This window comes from Pseudomonas tehranensis (assembly GCF_014268615.1).
Taxonomy (GTDB): domain Bacteria; phylum Pseudomonadota; class Gammaproteobacteria; order Pseudomonadales; family Pseudomonadaceae; genus Aquipseudomonas; species Aquipseudomonas tehranensis.
On the sequence record NZ_JABWQV010000057.1, the window covers coordinates 1 to 24,202 of the forward strand.

Below are 24,202 nucleotides of genomic sequence, written 5' to 3' on the forward strand. Positions count from 1 at the left end.
CAAAAGATCGCAGGCTTCGCCAGCTCCTACGGGGGATCGGATTCATCCTCGGGGTGCGTTTGTTTCCACAGTTGCGCAGCGTCGGGAAACTCCGTGCCGTCTTCCGGGCTCAACGCTTCTGGATCGTAGCGGCTCAGGCAACCCTCACCCAGGGTCGCCGGGGCTCGGGAGGTGGCTTTGTCCAACGGATCGGTCATGGCGAACCTCATGAAAAAGGGCCTGGTGATCACTCGCCCAGGCCCTTTGCAGTGTAGTCAGAACACCACGGTCTTGTTGCCGTGCACCAGCACCCGGTCTTCCAGGTGATAACGCAAGCCTCGCGCCAGTACCATTTTTTCCACGTCACGGCCGAAACGCACCATGTCTTCGATGCTGTCGCTGTGGCTGACGCGCACAACGTCCTGCTCGATGATCGGCCCCGCGTCCAGCTCTTCGGTCACGTAGTGGCAGGTGGCGCCAATCAGCTTCACGCCCCGCATCGAGGCCTGGTGATACGGCTTGGCACCGACAAACGACGGCAGGAAACTGTGGTGGATATTGATGACCTTGTGCGCGTATTCGCTGCACAAGGAAGGCGGCAGGATTTGCATGTAGCGGGCCAGCACCACCACCTCGGCGTCGTGCTGTTTGACCAGCCGCGACACTTCGGCAAACGCCGGCTGCTTGTCCTGTGGGTCGACCGGGACGTGGTAATACGGGATACCGTGCCACTCCACCATGCTGCGCAAGGCGTCATGGTTGGAGATGACACAGGCAATGTCGCAGTCGAGCTCATCGCTGTGCCAACGGTGCAGTAAATCAGCCAGGCAGTGAGACTCTTTGCTGGCCATCAGCACCACGCGTTTTTTCTGCGCGGTATCGGTGATTCGCCAGTCCATCGAAAACTCTTCGGCAATCGGTGCGAACGCTTCGCGAAAGGCTTCGATGCCGAAAGGGAGCGAGTCGGCACGAATCTCGTGACGCATGAAGAACCAGCCACTGTGAGTGTCCGAGTGATGGCTCGCTTCAGTGATCCAACCATTATGGGACGCCAGAAAATTACTGACTTTAGCAACGATGCCGACGCGGTCCGGGCAAGCGATCACCAGCCGAAAAGTGCGCATTAGGGGAACTCCAGAACTTCACAAAGGCGGCCATTCTAGCCATTGCGCGGCAAAACTGCAGTATCGATGACACGCCGCGCACATTTGTCTGCCCAGGCAGCAATGGGCCGGACCTTTGGCAACACGCTATATTTGTGAGCAGATGTGAAGACTGTGTTTCAGTATTTAACTGCAACGCCGATTTTGCGAGGCTGCACTAATTAATTAAATAAAACATCGGTTAAATGTTTACTTGATGAAACTGTCTGATTACTATTGCCTCACTGTCTCCTTGTCACCCGCGTCCTACATAAGGTAGTCCTCATGTCCTTGATCAATGAATACCGCAGCACCGAAGAAGCAATCAAAGAACTGCAAGAACGCCTGAAAGCCCTGTCCAAAGACGACAAGCTGCAGAAAGAACTGGAATTCGAAGGCAAACTGCGCACGCTGATGGGTGAATACCAGAAATCGCTGCGTGACATCATTGCCATGCTCGATCCAGAAGCCAAATCGAGCAAAGCAACCCGTGGCGCCGTAAAAACTACTGGCACCAAACGCGCTCGCAAAGTTAAGCAATACAAAAACCCGCACAACGGCGAAGTCATCGAAACCAAAGGTGGCAACCACAAGACTCTGAAAGAGTGGAAAGCCAAGTGGGGCGGTGACGTGGTTGAAAGCTGGGCAACCCTGCTGGGCTAAGCCCCAGCGGTTCGCGCCGCTTTATGCGAACAAAAATAACGCCAGCGATTGCTGGCGTTTTTTTATGCCTGTGATTTACCCACTTCATCGCCACTCAAAGGCTTAAACGTTTACGCAATTGCTGGCTGTAGCTCTGCCACTCTATGAGTACCTCGCGCTGCAATGGCGTAGAAACGGCCATCCACTCCTCCATCGCCTCATCAAAACTTTGCAAGGTATTAGGCGCCCCCCATTCCGGGGAAGACAAACGCTGCTGACAGAACAGTCTCCAGCGCTCCTGCTCTTCGGCGGTCAAGGTCTCAGGGAAGTTGCGCGCGCGATATCGGAACAATAACTCCGGTAAACGCTCATCATCAAAAGGCCAGTGCGCTGAAGCCAATTGAGCAGGGTCAGCCATGCGGACTTGCTCGCACAATCGACGATCGCGGTCGCCGATGAAGCCTGCGTATAACTGCTGCTCGGGATCCTCACTGGCCGTGAAATCCTCGCGCCCATAAATAGCCTGAAGTTTGTCCTGCCAAACTTGCTGTGCGTCAGTTAGCCGCAGCGCACGCTCGTGGTAAACGTCCATGTCCAGTTGCAGCCGCTGCTGGTCCTCGGCACGCAGCACCGAGAGCGGGGCGACCACCGGGCACTTGTTGATGTGAATGAGTTTGAGAGGCACCGGCAACTCGCCTTCGAGCAGTTCTTCACGGCGGGTATACAAACGTTGCCGCAGGGATTCAGCATCGTGGTCCAGCAAACCCAGCGGGTCCAGGTGCAAGTCACAGACAATCAGAGCATTGCGATTTTTCGGGTGCCAGGCCAATGGCAAAACTACCCCGATATAGTTTCGCGCAGCCGAGAAGCGCCCGGAAACATGCACCATAGGCTGCAACAGGCGGACCTGATCCATGACTTTCTGTTTGCTGCGCAACTGGAACAGCCACTCGTAAAGCCGGGGTTGTTTCTGGCGGATCAGACGGGCCAGGGCGATCGTCGCGCGCACGTCCGACAACGCATCGTGGGCCTGGCCGTGGTCAATACCATTGGCGGCGGTCAGGCGCTCGAGCTTGAGGGTCACGCGGCCCTCCTCTTGCGGCCAGATAATGCCTTCAGGGCGCAGCGCATAGGCGGCGCGCACCAGGTCGATCAGGTCCCAGCGGCTGGTGCCGCCCTGCCACTCCCGCGCGTACGGGTCGAAAAAATTCCGATAGAGACTATAGCGGGTCATTTCATCGTCGAAGCGCAGGGTGTTGTAACCGGCGCCACAGGTGCCGGGCGCGGCCAGTTGCCCGTGGATACGGGTCATGAAATCGGCTTCAGTCAAGCCATTGTCGGCCAGGCGTTGCGGGGTAATGCCGGTGATCGCACAAGCCGCCGGATGCGGCAGGATGTCCTCGCTGGGCCGACAATACAGATTCACCGGCTCGTCGATTTCATTGAGTTCGAAATCGGTACGGATCCCCGCCACCTGCAAGGGCCGGTCGCAACGTGGGTTGATGCCGGTGGTTTCGTAGTCGTACCAGAAGATGGAAGTCACGGGTTGTTCCTGGGTTGAAGACTGGCGAAGTCTAGGCCTTCGAGCCTATCGGCGGCCAGCGCTGCATAACTTTTGAAACCCAAACGGGCGCTGAGGCGGACACCGCCCATGGACACTCAAGCCCCCACAGGGGGCCTGCTGTGTGTTCGGGCCCTCAATCCTGTTGCAAGCCATGAAATGACATACATAGTTATGTCGTTTGCCCGTGCGAAGGCTGCTAGCATCTGAGCCGACATTCAACGTTCGAACCGGCCCATCACTCAGGTTGCCCATGCTCGAGAGACCAGCACTGCAAAGGAACGCGACGCTGCCCCCGCCACTCGATACGCGGTATCAGGTTGAAACGCCCGAAGGCATCGACCTGCCGCTGCGCCCGGCGGGGTTGATGCCTCGTGCGCTGGCCTTTGCCATCGACCTGGGCATACGCGGGCTGGTCCTGGGGTTGCTGTTCATCATCCTGGCGTTTTTTGGTGAGCTGGGCATTGGTCTGGGCTCCATCCTGCTGTTCGTTGTCAGTTGGTGGTACATGGTGCTGTTCGAGGTGCTGAACCAAGGGCGCTCCCCCGGCAAGCAGATCATGGGGTTGCGAGTGGTGCAGGACGACGGCAGGCCTATCGGCTGGTCCGCTTCACTGATCCGCAACCTGCTGCGTTTTGTCGACATGCTGCCCTTCGGCTACACCTTCGGGGCAATCAGTTGCCTGCAACATCCTGCCTTCAAACGCCTGGGAGACCTGGCCGCCGGCACCCTGGTGGTGTATCGCGAGCAACCGGTCAAACGTCCCGCGCTACCCCTGGCGCAGTCGATACGACCGCCCTTTACCCTGAGCCTGAACGAACAACGCGCCGTGCTGGGTTTCGCTGAACGCCAGGCTGAACTGTCTGAAGCACGGGTCAACGAACTGGCGAGCATCCTGGCCTCGCCACTGAACGTCCAGGCCCCCAAAGCCGTGGCCGAACTCAATGGCATCGCCCGTGGCCTGCTGGGGCCGACATGAAACAAAGCCTGTTCGAAAACCGCCACCAAGGGGAATGGGATCGCCTGTCCCGGCAGCTCGATCAACTGGAGCGCAGCCGCAACGTCCCTCAAAGCAGCGACTTTCCTCCTGCTTACCGCAGGCTTTGTCATCACCTGGCGCTGGCCCAGGCACGGGGTTACAGCAGCCTGCTGGTCGACACACTGCAGCAGTTGGCGCTGCGCGGTCACCAGCAACTCTATCGGGATCGCAGCCGGCCCTCGACCAGCCTTTCGACTTTCATCCTGGCCGGTTTCCCCCGACTCGTGCGGGAACAATGGCGTTTCGTACTGGCCGCTGGAGCGATGTTCATGGCTAGCCTGATCGCCATCGGGCTGCTGGTCTATCTGTTTCCCGAGCTGGTCTACAGCCTGTTGAGCGTCGAGGAAGTCAGCCAGATACGTGACATGTACGACCCGGCCAGTGGGCACCTGGGGCGCTCGATCGAGCGGGCCGCCAGCCAGGATTGGGTCATGTTCGGCTACTACATCATGCACAACATCGGCATCGCCTTTCAGACGTTTGCCAGTGGCTTGATGTTTGGCCTGGGCAGCGCGTTCTTCCTGTTTTTCAACGGCCTGACCATTGGCGCGGTGGCCGGGCACCTGACCCAGATCGGCTCGGGTGGGACGTTCTGGTCGTTCGTCATCGGCCACGGCGCCTTCGAACTCACCGCCATCACGTTGGCCGGCGCCGCCGGCCTGCAACTGGGCTGGGCGTTGATCGCACCGGGGCGCCTCACCCGAGGCGAGGCCTTGCGGATCGCCGCCGGCAAAAGCGTGCTGATGGTCGGCGGCGTGATGCTGTTGCTGCTGATTGCCGCGTTCATCGAAGCGTACTGGTCCTCCAGCGCCGTGACAGCCGCCACCAAATACACGGTCGGCGCTTTGTTGTGGCTTTTGGTGATCAGTTATCTGCTGTTTGCCGGACGGGCCCGCCATGCGTCTGAGTGATGCCACCGTGGTCATCCGCCCGCGCACCACCTGGGAAGCCATGGACCTGGGCGTGCTGATGAGCCAGCAGCATCGACGTTTGCTGATGACCAGCTGGGCCGTCATCACGCTGCCGGTGTTTGCGCTGTTGTCGCTGCTGCTGTGGGATTCGCCCTCTCTGGCGATGTTCCTGTTCTGGTGGTTGAAACCGGCCTTTGACCGTTTGCCCCTGTACATTTTGTCCAAGGCGCTGTTCGGCGAAACACCGACGCTGAAACAGGCCTTGCGTCAGTGGCCGACGCTGCTCAAACCCCAGTTGCTGGCAAGCCTGACCTGGCGCCGACTGAGCCTGAGTCGCAGCTTCCTGATGCCCGTGGTGCAACTCGAAGGACTCGACGGCGAGGCGCGTGAACAGCGCTTGCGAGTGCTGCTGCAACGCAACCGTGGCGCAGCTCAATGGCTGACCGTGATCGGTGTCCACCTGGAGATCGCCTTGTGGTTCGGTCTCATGGCCCTGTTCTACCTGCTCGTGCCGCAACAGGTCGAACTGCAATGGAACTGGCAGACGCTGATCGCCGTCGCCGAGCACGACTGGTTGTGGCTCGAACACCTGATCAACCTGTTGTATCCCCTGCTGCTGATCGTCTGGGAGCCGGTGTATGTCGCCTGCGGTTTCAGCCTCTACCTGAACCGGCGCACGATACTCGAAGCCTGGGACATCGAACTGGTGTTCCGACGCCTGCGCCAACGCCTGAGCAGCACAGCCCCCGCGCTGATGCTGCTGGCACTGCTGCTGGTGCCGTTGGCACCGCCGGCCTGGGCCGCCGAAGACAGCACCGCCCCCGACAGCCCGCGGCTGCTCAACCAACCCCTGACCAGCGAAGCCTCCAGGGACAGCATCAAGGCGATCCTCCAGGCTCCACCGTTCAAGAACCCGGAAACGGTCACCCGCTATCGCCTGGGTGAAGAAACCGCCGAATCGGCCGAGACCGACGAAGCGCCGGGCTGGCTCAAGGCATGGTTCAAATGGATCAGCGGCCAACGTTTCGACATCGCCGCCGCGTTGATCCAGATCGTACTGTGGGCGTGTCTGGTGGCGGCGATTGCCTGGCTGGCCTGGCGCTACCGGGAAAGGCTCAGGGCCTTGGTAAATCTGCGACCGACAAAACGCCCCCCTGTGGCACGACCGGTGCCCGCGCAGATGTTCGGCCTGGACATTCGCGAAGAGAGCCTGCCCGACGACGTGGCCGCCAGCGTGGAACAGCTATGGGCCACTGACCCGCGCCAGGCCTTGGGCCTGCTGTATCGGGCTCTGCTCAGCCGATTACATAATGACTTTGCGATTCCCTTGAAACCGGCCGACACCGAAGGCCAGGTGCTGCAACGCATCGAACTGCTTGAGCATGAACGCCTGCTGACGTTCAGCCAACACCTGACCCTGCACTGGCAAAACATTGCGTACGGCCATCGCCCGCCGCCGACACACCTGCAACAGCAGTTGTGCGACGACTGGCGCGGGTTGTTCGGGCCGCAGGGGGCTCGATGAATCGCCGCGCAGGATTGTTGGTCGGCGCCGGGGTGGCCGCGCTGTTGTGCGTCTTGGGCATTTACCTGTTCTTGAAGGCGGTGCCCTATGAGGAAACCATCGATCACGGCCCCTCTCCCGAGGCCCAGGCCAACCCCTACCTGGCCGCCGAACATTTCCTGCGCCAGCAGGGCATAAACGTCGAGCACGCCAATAATCTGGACGTCCTGCCCAACCTTGAGCCTCATCAGCGCAGCCTGCTGTTGCTGGGTGAACGCACCCACATGACCCCACGGGAAGTCGATCAATTGATGAACTGGGCCCAGGCCGGTGGACGCTTGCTGTTTGTCGCCGAAGCCTTGTGGGATAACAGTACCGCCAGCAGCGGCGACTTATTGCTGGACCGTGTGCGCCTGCGTCAATTCCTGAGCAAGGACCTCAAGGCGCCGGAGCCCGAGCTCATCAAGGATCGCTACCCCAAATTGACCAAGCTGTACCTGGAGGACGAAGAAGCGCCTGCGTATGTCGGCTTCGACACCGACTTCCACCTCGAGGACCCGCAGAACCTCGCCCAGGCGTGGGCCAACAGCGCATTGGCGACCCATATGATGCAGCTCAACCACGGCCTGGGCTCGATCACGGTGCTCACCGACGCCGAGCTGTGGAAGAACGATCATATCGACCAATACGACAACGCCTGGCTGCTCTGGTATTTGAGCGCCGACACGAACGTCACGCTGCTGTACGACATCGACCACGACAACTTGCTGGCCCTGTTACTCCGCTATTTCCCCCAGGCCTTGGTGGCGCTGCTGGCGTTGATCGCCCTATGGCTCTGGCGTTCGGCGGTGCGTCAGGGCCCGCTGCAACAACCGGCCTCCAAGGCGCGGCGCCAGTTGGAGGAGCACGTGCAGGCCAGCGCCGGTTTTCATCTGCGGCACAATGGCCGGCAGCATCTGCTGCACAGCTTGCAACAGGACGTGCTGCGCCGGGCACGCCATCTGCATCCCGGTTTCGAACAACTGGCCGTGGCCGAACAATGGCAAGTGCTCGCCCGCCTGGCCCGCCAACCTACGCGGGCCATCAGCCAGGCCTTAAGCCCCCGGCCGCAACAGCGCCTGTCCAGCGCTGAGTTCTGCCGCCAGGTCGCCCATCTGCAAACCCTCAGGAATGCCTTATGACTGAAGAGAACGAACCTGCCGGCGGCCAGACCCACGCCGCCCAACAGCGCCAACGCGCCAGTCAACTGGCCCAGGCCATTCGCACCGAGCTGCACAAGGCGGTGGTCGGCCAGGCCGCGGTGATCGACGATGTGCTCACGGCCCTGATCGCCGGCGGCCATGTCTTGCTCGAAGGGGTTCCGGGATTGGGCAAGACGCTGCTGGTGCGCGCCCTGGCCCGCTGTTTCGGCGGCGAGTTCGCGCGCATCCAGTTCACCCCCGACCTGATGCCCAGCGACGTCACCGGGCATGCGGTATACGACTTGCAGACCGAGCAGTTCAAGCTGCGCAAGGGGCCGGTGTTCACCAACCTGCTGCTGGCCGACGAAATCAACCGCGCCCCGGCCAAGACCCAGGCCGCGCTGCTCGAAGCCATGCAGGAACGCCAGGTCACCCTCGAAGGCCGTGCCCTGCCCATCGCCCAACCGTTCATGGTGCTCGCCACCCAGAACCCGATCGAACAGGAAGGCACCTACCCGCTGCCGGAAGCCGAGCTCGACCGCTTCATGCTCAAAGTGCGCATGGATTACCCCGACGCCGACCAGGAAGTGAACATGGTCCGTCAGGTCAGCCGTTCGACCCGGGCCGACATGCTCGATGTGCAACCGTTGCGCACAGTGTTGCAGGCCAAGGACGTGCAAGCGCTGCAACGCATCGCCAGTGAGCTGCCGATGGACGATCAGGTGCTCGACTACGCCGTGCGCCTGGCCCGCACCACCCGCAGCTGGCCGGGCCTGACCCTGGGCGCCGGACCGCGTGCCTCGATTGCCCTGGTACGTTGCGCCCGGGCCCGGGCGTTGTTGCGCGGTGGCGAATTCGTGGTGCCGGACGACATCAAGGGCTGCGCCCTGGCCGTCCTGCGCCACCGGGTGCGGCTGGCGCCGGAGCTGGACATCGAAGGGTTGTCGGTGGATCAGGTGCTGGGCCAACTGCTCGATCAAGTGCCGGCGCCGCGGTTGTGAATACACATTTCATGATGGAGAAACTCATTGTGGCGAGGGGATTTATCCCCGCTGGGGCGCGCAGCGGCCCCTTGCGGTGTGTCAGACAAAAACAGGGGGCTGCTTCGCAGCCCAGCGGGGATAAATCCCCTCGCCACAAAAGCGCGCTCTGCATTTCTCCAATGGGAACGCCCCCATGAAACCCTCGCGCCTGCTCCTGACCTGGCTCGCCATTCTGCTAGCCCTCGGCATCATCCTGGGCGCATTGCGGGCGCTGGGCGTTGCGGTTCCATCGATGTTGCTGTCAATCCACTGGGGACTGCTGCTGGCCCTTATGGCCCTGGCGATACTTGATGCCCTGCGCCTCAAGCGCTTGCCCTCGCCCCGGGTACAACGGCAGATGCCCGGCAGCCTGGCACTGGGTCGCTGGAGCGAAGTGCGGCTACAGATCAGCCATGACTTTACGCAGCCACTGAGCGTTCAGGTCTTCGATCACGTCCCCGCCGGCCTGGATTTCGAAAACCTCCCCTTGTCGGTCGAGCTGCAACCAGATCAACACAGCCAAATTGGCTACCGTCTGCGCCCGCTCAAACGCGGTCACTTCAGCTTTGAACACTGCGAAGTCAGCCTGCCCAGCCCATTGGGCCTGTGGGACGGCAAACGCCTGCTGGACGCGCGCGACGACACCCGTGTCTACCCGGATTTCGCCCGGCTCTACGACGGTCAACTGCTGGCGGTGGACAACTGGCTCAGCCAATTGGGTATCCGCCAGCGGCAGCGCCGGGGCCAGGGACAGGAGTTTCATCAACTGCGCGAATTTCGCGAAGGCGACAGCCTGCGCCAGATCGACTGGAAGGCCACCGCTCGCCATCGCACACCGATTGCCCGGGAGTACGAAGACGAGCGCGACCAGCAGATCATCTTCATGCTCGATTGCGGCCGGCGCATGCGCAGCCAGGACGGCGAGCTGGCGCACTTCGATCATGCCCTCAACGCCTGCCTGCTGCTCAGCTACACCGCGCTGCGCCAGGGCGACGCCGTGGGCCTGAGCACCTTCGCCAGCGAACAGCCACGCTACCTCGCACCGGTCAAAGGCACCGGTCAACTCAACGTGTTGCTCAACACCGTTTACGACCTCGACAGCAGCCAGCGCCCCGCCGACTACCAAACCGCCGTCAACCAACTGCTGACCCGGCAAAAACGCCGGGCCCTGGTGGTGCTGGTGACCAACCTTCGCGATGAAGACGATGAGGAGTTGCTGGCCGCCGTCAAACGCCTGAGCCAACAGCATCGGGTGTTGGTGGCGAGCCTGCGGGAAGAGGCACTCGACCGCTTACGCCAGACACCGGTGCAAACCCTGCCCGAAGCCCTGACCTATTGTGGAACAGTGGATTATTTGAACGCCCGGGCCGAACTGCATGAGCGCTTGAATGCCCATGGTGTGTCGGTGCTGCAAGCCCGGCCCGGGGAGTTGGGGGCCGAGCTGGTGACGTTGTATCTGGGGTGGAAGAAGGCGGGGAATCTGTAGGCCATCAGCGCGGATATCAGGCGCGGCTTGCGTCATACCGATTGACGATCGACAAGGACATGCTCTCACCCTCTAATTGCGTCGCACTGACCTCACCCTGAGCGTTGGTGCGATTGTAGGGAGTTCCGTTAAGCAGTGTTCGAACACCCGGTGCGGGCTCATTCAAAAACTTGGAGATGGCACGAATGTGCTTTAGATAATAATCAAGTAACGGATCAAAAGACGGGAATGGTCCCGTCGTCCAACGCTCAGCCCTCACCAGGTTATGCCCCAACGACATGGCGAGTAACCCAGTCGTTACGCCCGACTCCACAACGTCCATGCGCAAGGAAAAATCTCCATCCCGGGTAGTGTCGCGGCAATTCAATTCCCAACGGGCGCCCTCTGGAGTCAATAACTGGGCACTCTCTAATGCAGGGGTGACCACCACACCAAGACTCACGGCTGATTCCCCCTCCCACCCCAGCTTTACCTGCTTATTCAGAAGCGGGCTGGAAGGCTCACACCAAACGGTAAACGTGTGGCTTGCACCATGGCAAGGGTACGCGGCCCCCTCTCCAAAAATGAGCGCAAACTCGTCGAACTTAACGTGCAGCGCTTGCGCGACATCCACTACCCTTCCCGGTAGTGGCGGCGACTTTGGCATTTCCTCAATTAATGGCATTCCAAACTGCAATACAAAAGTGCCACCTTGCCCCTCGCCTGGAGAAATAGACCAGCTCAAGGCGGTACTCCCCGCTTCCATCGCCACCAACTGCCCCAACGGCGGATCGAACACCAAACCCTGCGCTTCTTCGCCCGGTTTGTATTCCAGAAGAATCCGGGCGTCCGGATTACCAATCAACCAGCTGTATTCATAATCGAGCGTCAGCGTGCAAGCCTCTCCGGGTACCAGATTCAGTTCCACGTCTGGCCACCTTACGGGTCGGTCATTCACGTAAGGTCTGAACTCCTGAAACCAGGTCATATCAGTGGGTACGGATGCAACTTTCATAGGGGCCACCTCCCAGTCCGCATCGCCCTGTAAAACAGGGATAACGCAGGAAAGCGTTAACGCTCGTCTTCAACTGAACCCGGTACAAAGCGAAAATGACCGCCGGCAGAGCCCGTGACACCTGGGCAATACACGGAGAAAGCAAATAGGGTATTCACCGGTAGATCGACCGTGATATTCCATTCGAGCTGGGATGCAACTGGTCGCAACTCGTTGGCCGGCGGCGTGAATACCACGTCTGGGTGCGTACAGGCGATCGCACAATCACGCCCTAGATCTTCCTCGCGAAACTTCACGCTGATGGTCGCTTCGCGCTTAATAAAATTGTAAGGCAGCGTGATGGCCCACACATAAGGCAAACCATCGATCTTCACTTCAGTTCCCCGAAGTACGGCATTGCTTACATCAAATAACCACACATCGGCAAACGTGCTCCCAGCTTCACCCGGTCGACTCCAAACAGAGGCCGTCAGCCTGGCAATTCCGGTTTCTGTGTGGCGCTCGCCCTGAATATCACAATAGGCCACACCTGTAGCGCCCGTCTGGGTAATAACCGTTGGGTGCCCCGTGAAATTCCACGTCACCTCTACGCCGGCCTGAGGGGTTTTGTCGATGCGGTGACGTACTAACACCTGCGCCCTCGTGGATTCGTTAAAAAGAATACCGACTTGAGGAACACTCAGCTCTACCACCTCGTAATCAGGTCTGACCGACCCTCCCGGCAAAGGTGGTGACTTCGGCATCCCACTCATCAACGGCATATCAAACTGCAATACAAACGAGTCGATCTGCGTCTCCTGGGTGGAAATAGACCAACTCAACGAAGTACTCCCCGCCTCCATTGCCACCCGTTGCCCCAACGGCGGATCGAACACCACCCCCTGCGCCTCTTCGCCCGGCTTGTATTCCAGAAGGACTTGCGCATCCGGATCGCCAATCAACCAGCTGTATTCATAATCCAGCGTCAGTGTGCAAACCTCTCCGGCTACCAGACTCAGTTCAACGTCAGGCCACCTTACGGATTGGCCATTGAGGTTGGGTTTGAATTCCTGAAGCCAGGTCATGTCATTGGGCAGCAGTTCAAAGGCAAGACCTGCCACCTCCCATCCGGCATAACCCCCTTTGACGATGGCTCGCAGAACCCCCTTCCTGACACCCGACAACCTGAACTGCACCGGGGCCTGCCCATCGGCATTGGTTCTGGTCGGAGCAATCGTGATGTGGGGGTACTCCCACCGCACTTCGACGTCTTCCAAAGGCTCGCCGGTCATGGCCGACACCACGGTCACCACCGCTGAAACCAGCTCGCCGATATGACCATTGGTTTTGTCGCTGGTGAGCGACTGGATTTCCCGGGGCTCGTGCAAGAAGTACGACAGCGCCACCGATGCCGAGTACTGCCCTTCTCCCACCGTCGCAGTCAACTGCGCCGCGCCGGGCGTGGTGGGCACATAACGCACGCGCGCCACGCCGTAATAATCGGTCACGGTGGTCACTTCCCCCAGGTCATCACCGCGCCAGGTCACGGTCACCCCGGCAATCGGCTTGCCACTGATGGAGGAGACCACGCTGACCTGTTCGACCAGTTCCTGCTCCCAGTCCAGTGTCTGGTGAACAGCGCTGTCCCAGCGGATCTTCAGCACCTGTTCACCTTCGCCCAACGACATCGCGTTCGCCGGGGACAGGCTGGTCAGACGCTGGGACGCCAGGCGCAAGGCAAAACTGCCGTCCTTCAGGTCGCCGGCCTTGAGCGTAAAACGCAAGCCCTCGCGGGGAAACTCGCGCGGCATTCCCAAGGGGTCAGGTAAAAAGCTGATGCCCAGTTCGGTGGGCCCGGTTCCGGTCATGCCAAGGGTCAGCTCACGCTCAAACAAGGGACTGTTCTCGGGGGCCATCAACTCAAACAGGTGCTCGCCCTTGCGCCGCGGGAAATAGGTTTTTTCGCCCCAGGGTTGCGCCGCTGCGCCGTCAAACCGGACCGTCAGCCCCGCCCAGGGGTCACTGGCCAACGCCGTGACTTCAAAGGGGCGTTCCTCCTCGTAACCGTCGTAGCGACTGCTGACCGAGGCCCTCACCGCCTGGGTGCCGGCGCTGGCCGGCGCCACGGCAAAACCGGACCAGCCTTCGGCGTTAGTGGGCTGCGTGCTTGTGCGGCCCGCTGTCCAGCTCACCGGAACCTGATCGACGGCAAGCCCGGTGAAGTGGGAAACCACCTGGACCCACAACCACGCAGGTTCTTGGCCTGGCACCGGGTCGACCGGCGCATCGCGCCAGGCGTGGATCCTGACCTTGTTATGCGCCAGCGTCATCGGTTTGGCCGTGGCGGCGAAGTCCAGCGCAGGCACTGCCCACGCCAGGGCAAACTCGCCGGGTTGCTGACTGGCGGTAAAGTCCAGCGTCCAGATTGCGCCGCCGTCATTGATCGGTTGCGCCAGATTCAACGCCGGGCGAACCGTTGCCCCCAGCTCCTCGGCGGATGTCCCCGACCATGCCAGCGTTGATTCCAATCCCACCAGCGGGCTCAGTGCATTGGGCAAAACGCTGAAGCGATGAACCGCCCCCAGGCACGGATAAAGCGCCTGTGCGTCCAGTGCGGCGGTTATCTGGTCGAGCCTCAGGCTGACTTCTTCCGTCAGATTCTCGGAGACCAATCGCCCCGTCAGCTCACGAACGAGCGACACACTCTCAAGGCGCAACTCCAGCTCAAACAGGCTGCTGGTGCTGCTATTGACCTGTGAGGCGAGGGTCCATTGCGCGCCTGCCGCTACCAACGGCTTGGCCGCTCCAAGGTCACTGGGCACCAACCCGATATCCGGCGCGGCCCCGCGCCAATGCAAACTGATGTTTTTACCGATCCAGGTGCTGCCGGGTTCGGGCACCACTTTGAGTGTGTGGGTCTGCCCGCGCCGACAGAGCACACCGAGCGCATTGCGCTCGACCACCTCATCATCGAGCAGAATACTGACCTCGTTTTTCCAGGGGCTGGTGGCAATCGCCGTCACATCAAAGGGGTGCTCCACCGCCACGGCCTCGTCATGGGCCTTGATACTGGCGATGACCACCTTATCCCCCGCGCTCTGCGGCGTGTACAACACACTGGCCCAACCGCCGATGCCCGTCGTGACGGTGGATAGCGGCACGCCCCCGGTTTTCCATTCGACCTGGGCATTGATGACCGGATCACCGTCACCGCTGACCACGAAGTGCAGCACCTGCACCCGCAACAGCACACTTTCGTTTTCGTCCACTACGGGAAACTTATTGGCCTCTCGTACTTCGCCCACCCGGACCAAATTGCGCGCGAGCGACATGGCTTTTTTCGGCGAAGGCTGCAACAGTTTCGAGCAGACCAGTTGCAGCTCGAACCGACCGTCATATTGATCTTCGCTGGTCAGGGTCCAGGCCAGCTCGGCGCCGGTGACCGGCACGGGGGCTTCCAGGGCCGGGCTGACGGCAACGCCCAGTTGCTCATAGGGATCACCGCTCCAATGCAACGACAGATCCGCCCCCTGCAAGGGGCTGTCGGCGGGCAGCTTCAAGTCCAGGGGATAATCCGAGCCGCGATTGGGGTAACCGGTTTTTTCCTCCCACCGCGACTCAACTCCCTCCACCACCGCCAGCACATCCTTCCATGGATCCGTCGCCAGCACCCGCACCGTCAGGGTTTGAGTCAGGACGCCAGAGGCGTAGTACAGGCTCTCGACCGACGCCTGGATCTCGGCATCGCCGGCCTGCGTCGGCTGAAAATCAAAGTAGGCCCAGCCGTCCGTGCGGGTGACGGCGACGCCGGTGACCTGCCCGGTCGTGGATGTCCAGTTCACGGTGCGGTCGCTCAAGGGTTGCCCGGTGTAATAGGACGTGACCTGCACCCCCAAGCGCACACTTTGCGCGTATTCAAGCACCGGGTAATACGTCGCCTCGAGCACTTCACGAAAGGCCAACCGGTGATGCCCCAGGGACACCTGCACCGGATACGCCTCGGCGGCGAACTGGTTGACCAGGTCCATCGAGAACAGATAAGGGCCGTCCTCACCGATTGCCGGGCAGTCCAGGATCCAGGCCGAATCCAACGGGTGATCCACGCCCCAGACCGGGGTCGCGACCACCGCGCCCTGAGGGTTATCGTCGCTGCTCAACGCGGCGCTGGTGCCGACCCAGGCATTGCCCGGATCAGGAACGAACGCTAGCTGATGAGCCAAGTCACCCGAGGCCCCCAGGCACACGTAAAGAGGCCCGGTTGCCGGTAGTGATTGCTCGTCAAGCCTGAACGTTTGCATCACCGCCGGCTCAAGGTGCAACTGGAGGTTGATGCGGGTGATACGGACGGCCGAGACGTCATCATCGGGGGCGTTTAGCGGGCTGTAGATACTCACCGTGAGGGTGTCTTGGGCGTTGAACGGCAGGTCCAGCGGGACGTTGTAGACAATGGGTCTGTGCGCCAGCGGCTGACCGTCCCTCAGCCGTGCCTGATCCTGCTCCACATCCCGGGCTGGGCCCGGCGGCAACAGGATTTCCTGCTCTTGCGGCTGTTTATCGCTGCTAATGACCAGCCTGCCCGATTCGGTATGCCTCGTCTCGCACAGGAAGGTAAGGACGTAGCGAGCTTGCGCGCCGGGGTCCTTGGGCGCCGTCAGCGCCTGACTGAGCGAAGCCCCATTGCCGATGGTCAGAAAACGAAGGTACTGACCCTCCTCGTCATACCAATCCCTCATAACACCCAAGTCACCCTGAATCGGTCCCTCTGTCCAGTAATCGGTCGACTCTTCGAAGTCGCCATTGAGCACCAGATTTTCATTGGCCAGGATAATCGGCTTATTCATGGCGACCTGCTCCTTCGCCGGTTGGATTGATTTCAACTTTGGCAATTTGATCTTCGACGGCTCGCACGAACGGCGGCTCGCCGGCCCTGGCCATGTAACGGATGCGCACGATGATGTCCGTCAAAGAGAGCAGCATGCTTTTCTGCGGTTCTTTGTCCGGCCTTGGAAAGCTCAACAGCCAGCGCGAAACCACCCCGGTGTTTTCGAAGGGGTTGAGCATGCTGTCATCGGGTTTCATCGCCACCATGCCGTGGTCGCCAAGCCCCATCGACAAGGCGATCTGCTGACCGCTGCGCAGGTTGATCTGCAGATCGGAAGGCGCCACTTTACCCGTCGGATCATGCAAGTACTCCACCGACGGAATGGTTGCCTTGGTCGCGGTCATGCTGCTGACCTGCAGCAAGGTGGCACGTACATGTTCATAAGGCCCGATCAGCACAGGCAGGTCGACCTCGACCGAGCTGATTTGCCGGCAGTAGTGCCCCGGGTGGTCGCGATCAAACAGCAACTGAGAGAGTTTGAACTCCAGCGTCCCTTTGGATAACTGCACCAGCGCTTTGTCCCAACTGTCGATGCCCGTCTGCGGGTCGCTCGTATCATCGAACAACTGGCGCAAGGAAATGGTCTTGACCAGCTCCAACCGTCGTTCATAGCGCTGCAGGTACTCGCGCTCCATACGCATCAAATGCCCGCGCAAGTGCTCGCCGGCCGTCAGGCCGTGGCGCTCGTCCAGCCAGACCTGGGGCAAGGGAACCTGCGAGTCATAGTCACCGGTTTCGGCACTCAGCGACGCCTGGGCGCTGAGGCACAGGCTGACGACGGCATCGTAGGCCTGGTAATGCAACGCCTTGAACTGGCCCAGCAACCAGCCGTACAGCTCGGCATTGGTCGCGCGCTTTTTGATGAAGTTGTACACCGTCACGGCCTGACTGTTGGCCACGAGGGTTTGCTCCAGGGTGGTTTGGGTGGCTTTCACGGCGTGGTCTTGGGCGACGATTTGCGCATCGATGGCACGCACCTCCGCCAACGCCTGATTACGTTGCAGTAACCACTCTTCGCGGCGGCGACGGTAGCTCTCGGTGGTGGCCTGTTTGTCGGCGTCCATTTGCATCACCGATGCGGCGATATCCAACCCGAAACACACCGCGTCGGCTATTTTGTCGAGACGGTGCCCACCGTTGGCCAGGCCGAAGATCGTCGGCAGCGAGGCAATCACCGCACCTCCAGGTTTGATGCTGGCCGACGTCAACGACAGCGCTTTGGAAAGCTGCAGGCTCTCCATCACTTCGTACTCAACCTTCGACACGTTTTCTTTATAGAGACGCCCATAAGCGTCTGCCCGCTCCTGTGCCACCGCCCGGCTTTGCTCCAGGGCGGTCTTGCTCGCTTGTAGTTGACTGATGTTCTCTTCTTGCACGGTCTGGGCATAGGCGCCCAGTTCCACCAGATGGTTCTGCTGCAGTTCCTGCTGCTCGGCCTGGTCCCGTTGTTCGAGTAAACGCAGGACCTGGGCGCCGTGATCCTGCAGCGCCTGTACGGCGCGCAATGCCACCTCAAACGTCGTGCGCCAGCGGAACGCCCCCACCACCAATCGGCCGCCCATGGGTCTGGGCGCACCGGCACCACCGGCCGCCAGGTCACGCAGCAACGCGTTGGGATCGGTGGGGGGGCTGAACAGCGCGACCTCCAGTGGCTTGCCGTCCAGGGTGAGGTTATTGCGCAGGTTATGCAGGCGCTGGCCGGGCAAGTCGTACAGTGCGAGCAACTGTTCATTGATCGGCTGTTTGAAGGGATCGTTGGCCAACAGCCCCAGCAACGGCGGTGCTTCGGCGGCAGCGGGAAAGTCCGCGAGGCTGAAGGCGAAGTGTTGCTCAAACGCCTCAAGATCCGGTCGCGACGTGCTTTTGTTGATCAGGCTGTCCACCGTGTCGGTTTCCCAACGGTTGACCGTTCGCACCGCCGGTGCCTTGCCCATGAGGAATTCGGCCTGGACGTAACACAGCTTGGCCGCCACCAGACTGTCACGGGTGAGTTGGCGGTAATACCAGTCTCCCCAGGCCATCAGGTTCCTGACGTAATCGGAGAACACCAGGATTTGAAAGTGCTTGGGCGCCGAATAGCCGATGGCGTCAGGGTCGGTGGGCGCCTGGGTTTCACAGCCCAGGTTGCCCGAATCGCTCAAGGGACGGCAGCGCCAATACGCCGGTTTGGGATGGGGGTATTGAGGGTCATCGCCAGGGTCGGCCGGCGCTTGCGGATCGAACAGGTAATGCAGCCAGTTCTGCGCTTCCAGGAACCGGTCTTCGATGCGCAAGCGCGTGGCCACCAGATGCGGCAGGTGGAAAAACAGCTCCCAGAAAAACAGCCCGTTAGCCCCGTCAAAAGCACCGTTGGGCTCGCTGATCGTGTTGGATTCCGGGGGCGGCTCCGACAGAAACTGCGTGTCCCAATCCAGCACCGCATCGACAGAAATATTCGAGCGCTGCACCAGCTCGGGGCCGAACAGCGAATTCAGGCGGGCGTATTTAAGGGTCAGCTCGGCCTGATTGAGAGAGAGGAACTGCGCCGCATCCAGGCTGTTCTTGAGCAGTGACGCGGGAGGAAACTTCGTGACGTTGGTGATGGTCAGTTCAACGTTTATACGCCCATAGCCGCCGGTTTTAGTACCAAAGGAAAAGACAGGCTTGTTCCATGAACCTTTGCTTCGGCTAAAGACTTGCCATTCGGTACTCCAGCCTCCGGCAACCGACTCGGTGACGGTAATCGGGTCCGGGTCGCTGCCATCCTTGTTGTTCAAGGTCAAATCAAACACAGCGCTGCCGGTTTGACCGGAGGGCCGCAAAAAACCTTGCACCATGAGAACATCATCGTCCAGGACGCGAAACACCACAGCCTGCAAACCCAGGTACGGCGTCAGCGTGCCCCCTGCACCCTCGACGGTCTTGACCATGGTCGGCTGATTCGTCAGCGGGTGCTGGACCGTATTCGCACTGATAAAGCGCTGGTAGGCAGCCTGCTCCAACCAGTGCCCATCATCCCAGGTCACAGGGCGGAACAGCACATCACGCACGGCTATCACCTTGAGGCGTTCGGGGTCGTTATCAGCCCTGCCGTTAGTCAACAAAACCCCCAGCTTGCCCTTGGGGTGGTAGTGGTCGGCCCACACGATGGCAATCAGGCGGGCGCCTTCGGAACGGTCCTCCTCATACTCGCCACTGTGCAGGCTCAGCGGTGCCGACCAACGACCGTTCTGGGCCATGAACGCCACTCTGACGTCAAGACGGTGCGGCACGCTTTGATCACCGCTACCTTCTACCTTGTACTGCCATTCAGCCCAGACCAGGCACAGCCGTCCGCTCCAGAACACCGGCCGGATATCCAGGATATTCACGCCCGTCGGCGTATCCACCGGCAGCCACTCACTCCAGGCCGCCGGGTTAATGGCTGTGCAACTGGGGGAGAGCTCGACCTCGGCCTTGCGCCAGAAATACTGGTAAGGCGGCACCCGCTGACGGCCGACAAAGTAGTAGTCGGCCCGGGCGGGCGAGACGCTGTCCATGTAGCTGCTGAGCACGTCCAGGTTGCAGGTCTGCTCGAACGTTTGCAGGTACTCCTGCAACGCCACCTGAACCGAATCGCTGTTCAAATGGGCCTGGTTGAGGTTGTTTTCCAGGGTCTTGAACAGGCTGGTTTTGCGCTGCCGCACGAAGGGGTTGATGAAATTTTCCGGGTACAGCGCGATCATTTGCAGCGCCGACCAATCCGGGTAGTTGTTGTAGAGTTCCCAGGTGGCCAGGTCCCGTTTGTCGAACTCGGTGTCGGCATAGCCGGGCTCCAGTTTGCGGTAGGCGGCATGGATGAACTGCTGGGCGCAGCTGGTCGCTTCGGCGACCCAGGAGCTCTGCACCGGGTAGCTGTCCAACGGATCCAGGCGCAGCAGTTCGAACAGATCCGCCGGGGTACGCAGGAAGTTGTACGGAGGATTGGCACCACTTTTCCCAACGTGCCCGAGGCTGTATTCGATCAGGGCGGTCCGACGCTTTTCGAGCAAGTCGCTCATCGTGTTCAGGGTCATGGCGCTGGCTCCTCGCTTTCAAAGGTGATGGCCGGGAAATCAGCGGTCACGCCACCGTCAGGGGCAATGGTGATCCTGAATCGTCCACCGGTAGGGCTGGACGCAAATGTTCGGGCCAGGCCCTCCTGATTGGTGTAGGACTGGTCCGGTCGATAAACCACCGTACCTTGTCCACCGCCCATATCCGTGGTTAACCAGCGTACGGGATGGTTTTTCGCAAGGTTTCGATAAACGTCCCTGATGGTGGCGTAGAGCTCGACTTCCTGCCCGGGGGGTACCGTTCCCCGGGGTACCGGTGACAGGTATCGTGTCGGGATGTCCATGTTGTTCTTATCGATCGTGACCTGGACGGTAGGGGCATGCTCACGTTCAAACAGGTCCAGCCAGTATTGCGGCGTGTCCCGCCCCAACACCTTGCCCGGTATGTACTCGGCCAGAACCACGCCTTCGGTATTCGTCGCCTCGGTTTTAATGGTCCCCAGCTCGGCACTCCAGTAAACGTTGACCCCGCTCAACGCGTTCCCGTCGCTGTCCGTGAGGGTGACGGTGAAGGTGATTTTTTCCCCTGGCGCCGCCACCACCTCGGTATTGTCCGCGACGCACGTCACGGTAACGAGTTGCTTCAGATCCCCGGTGAAGGTCGTCAATGGCACATCGGATTCAGACAGGCTCAGCAAGGCATGCTCGGCGGCCTCTTTGTAGGCCGGTTTGTCGACCTCTTCTGGCAACCCGCCCATCAGGAAAATCGTCAAGGCATCCATGCCGGTGCGCGCCGCCAGCACCCGCACCCGCATCAGCAGATCCAGTTGGGGCAGGTTTTTCAGGATTTTGTGCGCAGAATCGAAACGGCTGACGCACTCGCGCACCTCTTGCACGCTCCAGTCAAAAAAGCCGGCCAGGCGGATGGACGCCGCCTGTTCGGCCAGACGCAGCGCGTGCCCCCCTATCGGAGAAGGCAGCGCATTGACCTCGCGCAGGTAGTCGAGCAGCGTCTGCGCCGGTTGGTCGCTCAGCTCAAACGCACGGTTGAGGGTGGTCAGGTAGTACAGCGTGCGCACCGTAAACGCATGCTTGTCGTCCTGGTCCAGCCAGGCTTTATGGCCGTAATCCAGATACTCGCGCAATACAACGGCACCCAGCTCCAGTTTCGCCACCACCGCACTGCGCCGACGGACATCGGCCAACAGCGCAAGCAATGGGTCAGTCCATGCGTTGCGTCCCTTCACCCTGCCTTCAAGACTCGAAAGGTCGCGGTCGAGCACCTGGCGCAGCAGCCGGCTCACCGTTGAATTGGCCCACGCCAGCACCTCAAGCGCCTGTTCCGCGCTGACCCCGGTGTAAACCGCCAGGCATTCCTTGACCACCGATATCTGGGCGTCCCTGGCCTCCAGCACCACGGCGAGCATTCTTTCGACAATGGCAGGCCGCTCCAGCTCATATTGTTCACCGAGGCCGGCGGTCACGGCGCGATCAAGCTGTTCTCGGGCAAAGTCCAGGTATTGAGCCTCGGTGCCCGGCCGCGACGTCACCAGCCCGTCAGACTCGACCAAGATCGTCTGCATCCCCAACAACTCCAGCCAGCTGGCGCCCGCCATCGCCGGCACCCCGGCCATCAGGATCGCCGAGTGGGTGAGCAGTGCGCCAGGCAACAGGTTGAGCAGCTGTTCAAAAAGCCGCCCCTCAGCGTCCAGGGAGGTGTCCAGCACGGAGGGCGACGAGACCTGCTGCACCATCCAAAGCACCGGCAGGTTGTGGTCGGCGCACCAGTCCACACACAACTGCATGGCATGGATGAGGTTCAGCGCATCCGGGCTGTCGCTGGCGCTGGAATGGATCAGGGGCACACCCGCCAGGCCGTTGAGCCAAAGTTCTCCACCCAGCACCGTCAGCAACAACACGCCTTCGACCGGGGTGATGCCCAACAGTCGGGGCAGCTTCACCATGCGGTAGAAGCTGGACATGATCGCCAGATTACGCGGCAGACTGTCGCCGGCGATGCCATGAGCCTTGGCAATCGCCACGGCCAGGTAGTTGTAGGTCTGCAGGTCGATGCCCAACGCGCTGCACAGCTGGCTCACGGTCAGGTCGGGCACCTCCGGTGCCGGCACGATCGGAAACGTTCCGTCATCGAGCTTCAAGGGTTCACGGTAGTCGCCCTGGTCATTGAAGACCTGATCGAATTGGGAGAGCGCTTCACCGCGACCGTAAATCGACAACTCGTCGATGAACACCGCAAAGTCGTCCACCGGACACTCACAGCGCTCGCGCAATGACTGAAACAACCCCAGCGCATGCACGACTTGTTCGGTGATCCACCAGTCACCGGCCGGCGCACCACCGCGCACTTCAGCCTTGATGGCCGCCACCAGCAGCCCATCCACCTGCTCGCTCGGCAGTGCCAGCCATTGGTCCAGGCGCAACTTGCGATTCATTCGGTCGTAATGCGCAAGTCCGGCGTCATCACCTGGGCTCACGGAGAGTGTATGAAGATACGTTTCACCCTCTCCACTACCGGTAATATGGACCGCCGGGTGGGCATTGGCATTCAGATAAACCGAACCGGAGCGTCCGCTTTCCGGCTCTTCAGGCACCGTTGGCGACGAGTAGGTCACATTGGCCGAGCGTGCCGGCGCAAAACCCCGTACTGACAGCAATGCCTCAAGCCCCTGGGTGTCGAGCTTGGTTCGCTCACCGAAGAACGGCACCTTCTCGAGGTCTTCCCACGCGCCCTCTCCGGCCCCGAAGTTCTGCAAATAAAAGGCCTCACTGTTCGCGCTGGTGATGGCCGGTTCGGTGAGCAAGCGCCGCTGATAAGGCCCCAACCGCGACGCATGGGCCAGGGCAGGTCCCGCATCGCCGTACCAGGCCTGAGTCTGGAAAAAGTAAGGAAAGGACGGGCTCACGTGCTGGGCAAAACTGCCCACCGACAAACCATGATGGCGGGCGACCGTATCCACCGTAACCCAATGCTGATAGTAAGGAAGCCCATTGGGATAGCGCGCCTCGATCATGGCTTGCTCAAGGTTCTCTGGCGCCAGATCGATAAACTTTTCCAGCACCGGGACGATGATGTCCACCGATGACACCGATTGATGCACCGCGTTGAAATCAACGCTCAGCGGCTTCAGGTCTTTGCGCCGGTCATGCAACGGCAACTTGCCTGCGTCGCTCGACGCCGCTTCGATGCGTTGCTCGATCCACCTCATCAACTCAATCAAATACGCCACGGGTGAGGCGATAGATTCCAGCGCCTGGGGTGGGCACAGACTGTCGAACCGGGGGTTGAACAGCAGCTCAAAACTGGGGCCTTGAACCATCGACAGCAAGCCACTACTTGCCCGCCGCCGTTCTTTTGCAGAACCGTACAGACTGTGTTCGATGAACTGACGCCGCAGGTAAATGGCCATGCTGTTGAAGCGCCGCAACAACTGACGGGCATCATCGGGGCTCACGCCAAAGTCCCTCACCAATCCCTGCCCGCCCTTTTCCACCAGCGCAAAGATCGAACCACCCTCTTCGAGGTATGTCTGCAGTGTCGAGTAATGTGTGAGTTGTTGCTCACTGAACACCTGAGTCAGCAGCTGTAAAGCAGGGCGCGAATCAGCCATGAACGAGTCCTCGCATTCGATGTCGGCCCGCAACGGCCCGACGAAGCCGTCAGGTCGAGCGTTTGGTTAACATGATTGGGCGCTTAAGGGCCGAAGCCGTCTACTGTCAGAACCGACAGGTTTCATGACCGTCTATCGGGAGTTGGGCGCCTGGGTCGGGCGAGTGGGCGGCAGGACTTCGAAGCGCTCGCTCTCAACCCAATCGGACGCCGTCGCACCGTCCGCCGTGTCGGTGAGG

14 protein-coding genes are annotated in these 24,202 nt (G+C 60.7%); 7 read left to right on the forward strand and 7 right to left on the reverse strand.

Annotation, left to right across the window (positions count from 1 at the left end; all coding sequences use genetic code 11):
• Nucleotides 1-26: 26 nt before the first annotated feature.
• Together HU811_RS11665 and purU are read right to left on the reverse strand one after the other, a co-directional pair.
• Nucleotides 27-197, reverse strand: coding sequence for a hypothetical protein (locus tag HU811_RS11665; protein ID WP_177218187.1), 171 nt, complete (start codon nt 195-197; stop codon nt 27-29).
• Nucleotides 198-254: 57 nt separating this feature from the next.
• On the reverse strand, nt 255-1,103 hold the full coding sequence (gene purU, locus HU811_RS11670; RefSeq protein WP_092393378.1) for a formyltetrahydrofolate deformylase: 849 nt from the start codon (nt 1,101-1,103) through the stop codon (nt 255-257).
• A gap of 303 nt (nt 1,104-1,406) precedes the next feature.
• On the opposite strand from purU, the gene mvaT reads away from it, so the two are divergent.
• A complete protein-coding gene (gene mvaT / locus HU811_RS11675; protein WP_092393380.1) occupies nt 1,407-1,784 on the forward strand; it encodes a histone-like nucleoid-structuring protein MvaT in 378 nt (125 codons plus the stop codon).
• A 94-nt stretch (nt 1,785-1,878) separates the two neighbouring features.
• Here the strand turns inward: mvaT and sbcB are convergent, their stop codons facing one another.
• Nucleotides 1,879-3,306: an exodeoxyribonuclease I gene (gene sbcB, locus HU811_RS11680; RefSeq protein ID WP_186655992.1), complete on the reverse strand. Its 1,428-nt coding sequence runs from the start codon at nt 3,304-3,306 to the stop codon at nt 1,879-1,881.
• Between the two features lie 271 nt (nt 3,307-3,577).
• Here sbcB and HU811_RS11685 point away from each other — a divergent pair, with 271 nt between their 5' ends.
• The 6 genes from HU811_RS11685 (at nt 3,578) to HU811_RS11710 (ending at nt 10,467) form a co-directional block, all read left to right on the forward strand.
• Nucleotides 3,578-4,303 carry an RDD family protein gene (locus HU811_RS11685; RefSeq protein WP_186655994.1) on the forward strand — a complete coding sequence of 242 codons (726 nt, stop codon included), beginning with the start codon at nt 3,578-3,580 and terminating at the stop codon, nt 4,301-4,303.
• Nucleotides 4,300-5,274 (forward strand): stage II sporulation protein M, encoded by a 975-nt coding sequence (locus tag HU811_RS11690; RefSeq protein ID WP_186655996.1) that lies wholly within the window; start codon nt 4,300-4,302, stop codon nt 5,272-5,274. The genes HU811_RS11685 and HU811_RS11690 overlap by 4 nt, the downstream gene beginning before the upstream one ends.
• Nucleotides 5,261-6,799: a DUF4129 domain-containing protein gene (locus tag HU811_RS11695; RefSeq protein WP_186655998.1), complete on the forward strand. Its 1,539-nt coding sequence runs from the start codon at nt 5,261-5,263 to the stop codon at nt 6,797-6,799. The genes HU811_RS11690 and HU811_RS11695 overlap by 14 nt, the downstream gene beginning before the upstream one ends.
• On the forward strand, nt 6,796-7,959 hold the full coding sequence (locus HU811_RS11700; RefSeq protein WP_186656000.1) for a DUF4350 domain-containing protein: 1,164 nt from the start codon (nt 6,796-6,798) through the stop codon (nt 7,957-7,959). The genes HU811_RS11695 and HU811_RS11700 overlap by 4 nt, the downstream gene beginning before the upstream one ends.
• On the forward strand, nt 7,956-8,960 hold the full coding sequence (locus HU811_RS11705) for an AAA family ATPase (protein WP_186656001.1): 1,005 nt from the start codon (nt 7,956-7,958) through the stop codon (nt 8,958-8,960). Before HU811_RS11700 ends, HU811_RS11705 begins: the two co-directional genes overlap by 4 nt.
• Before the next feature lie 175 nt (nt 8,961-9,135).
• A complete protein-coding gene (locus HU811_RS11710; protein WP_186656002.1) occupies nt 9,136-10,467 on the forward strand; it encodes a DUF58 domain-containing protein in 1,332 nt (443 codons plus the stop codon).
• 16 nt (nt 10,468-10,483) lie between these two features.
• Here the strand turns inward: HU811_RS11710 and HU811_RS11715 are convergent, their stop codons facing one another.
• The 4 genes from HU811_RS11715 to HU811_RS11730 all read right to left on the reverse strand — a co-directional run bounded on the left by HU811_RS11715 (nt 10,484) and on the right by HU811_RS11730 (nt 23,964).
• Nucleotides 10,484-11,374 carry a hypothetical protein gene (locus HU811_RS11715; protein WP_186656004.1) on the reverse strand — a complete coding sequence of 297 codons (891 nt, stop codon included), beginning with the start codon at nt 11,372-11,374 and terminating at the stop codon, nt 10,484-10,486.
• A gap of 143 nt (nt 11,375-11,517) precedes the next feature.
• On the reverse strand, nt 11,518-16,281 hold the full coding sequence (locus HU811_RS11720; RefSeq protein WP_225248423.1) for a hypothetical protein: 4,764 nt from the start codon (nt 16,279-16,281) through the stop codon (nt 11,518-11,520).
• Nucleotides 16,274-20,356, reverse strand: a complete 4,083-nt coding sequence (locus HU811_RS11725; RefSeq protein WP_186656006.1) for a Tc toxin subunit A-related protein — start codon at nt 20,354-20,356, stop codon at nt 16,274-16,276. Before HU811_RS11725 ends, HU811_RS11720 begins: the two co-directional genes overlap by 8 nt.
• Nucleotides 20,353-23,964, reverse strand: a complete 3,612-nt coding sequence (locus HU811_RS11730; RefSeq protein WP_186656008.1) for a Tc toxin subunit A — start codon at nt 23,962-23,964, stop codon at nt 20,353-20,355. The genes HU811_RS11725 and HU811_RS11730 overlap by 4 nt, the downstream gene beginning before the upstream one ends.
• Nucleotides 23,965-24,202: the final 238 nt, after the last annotated feature.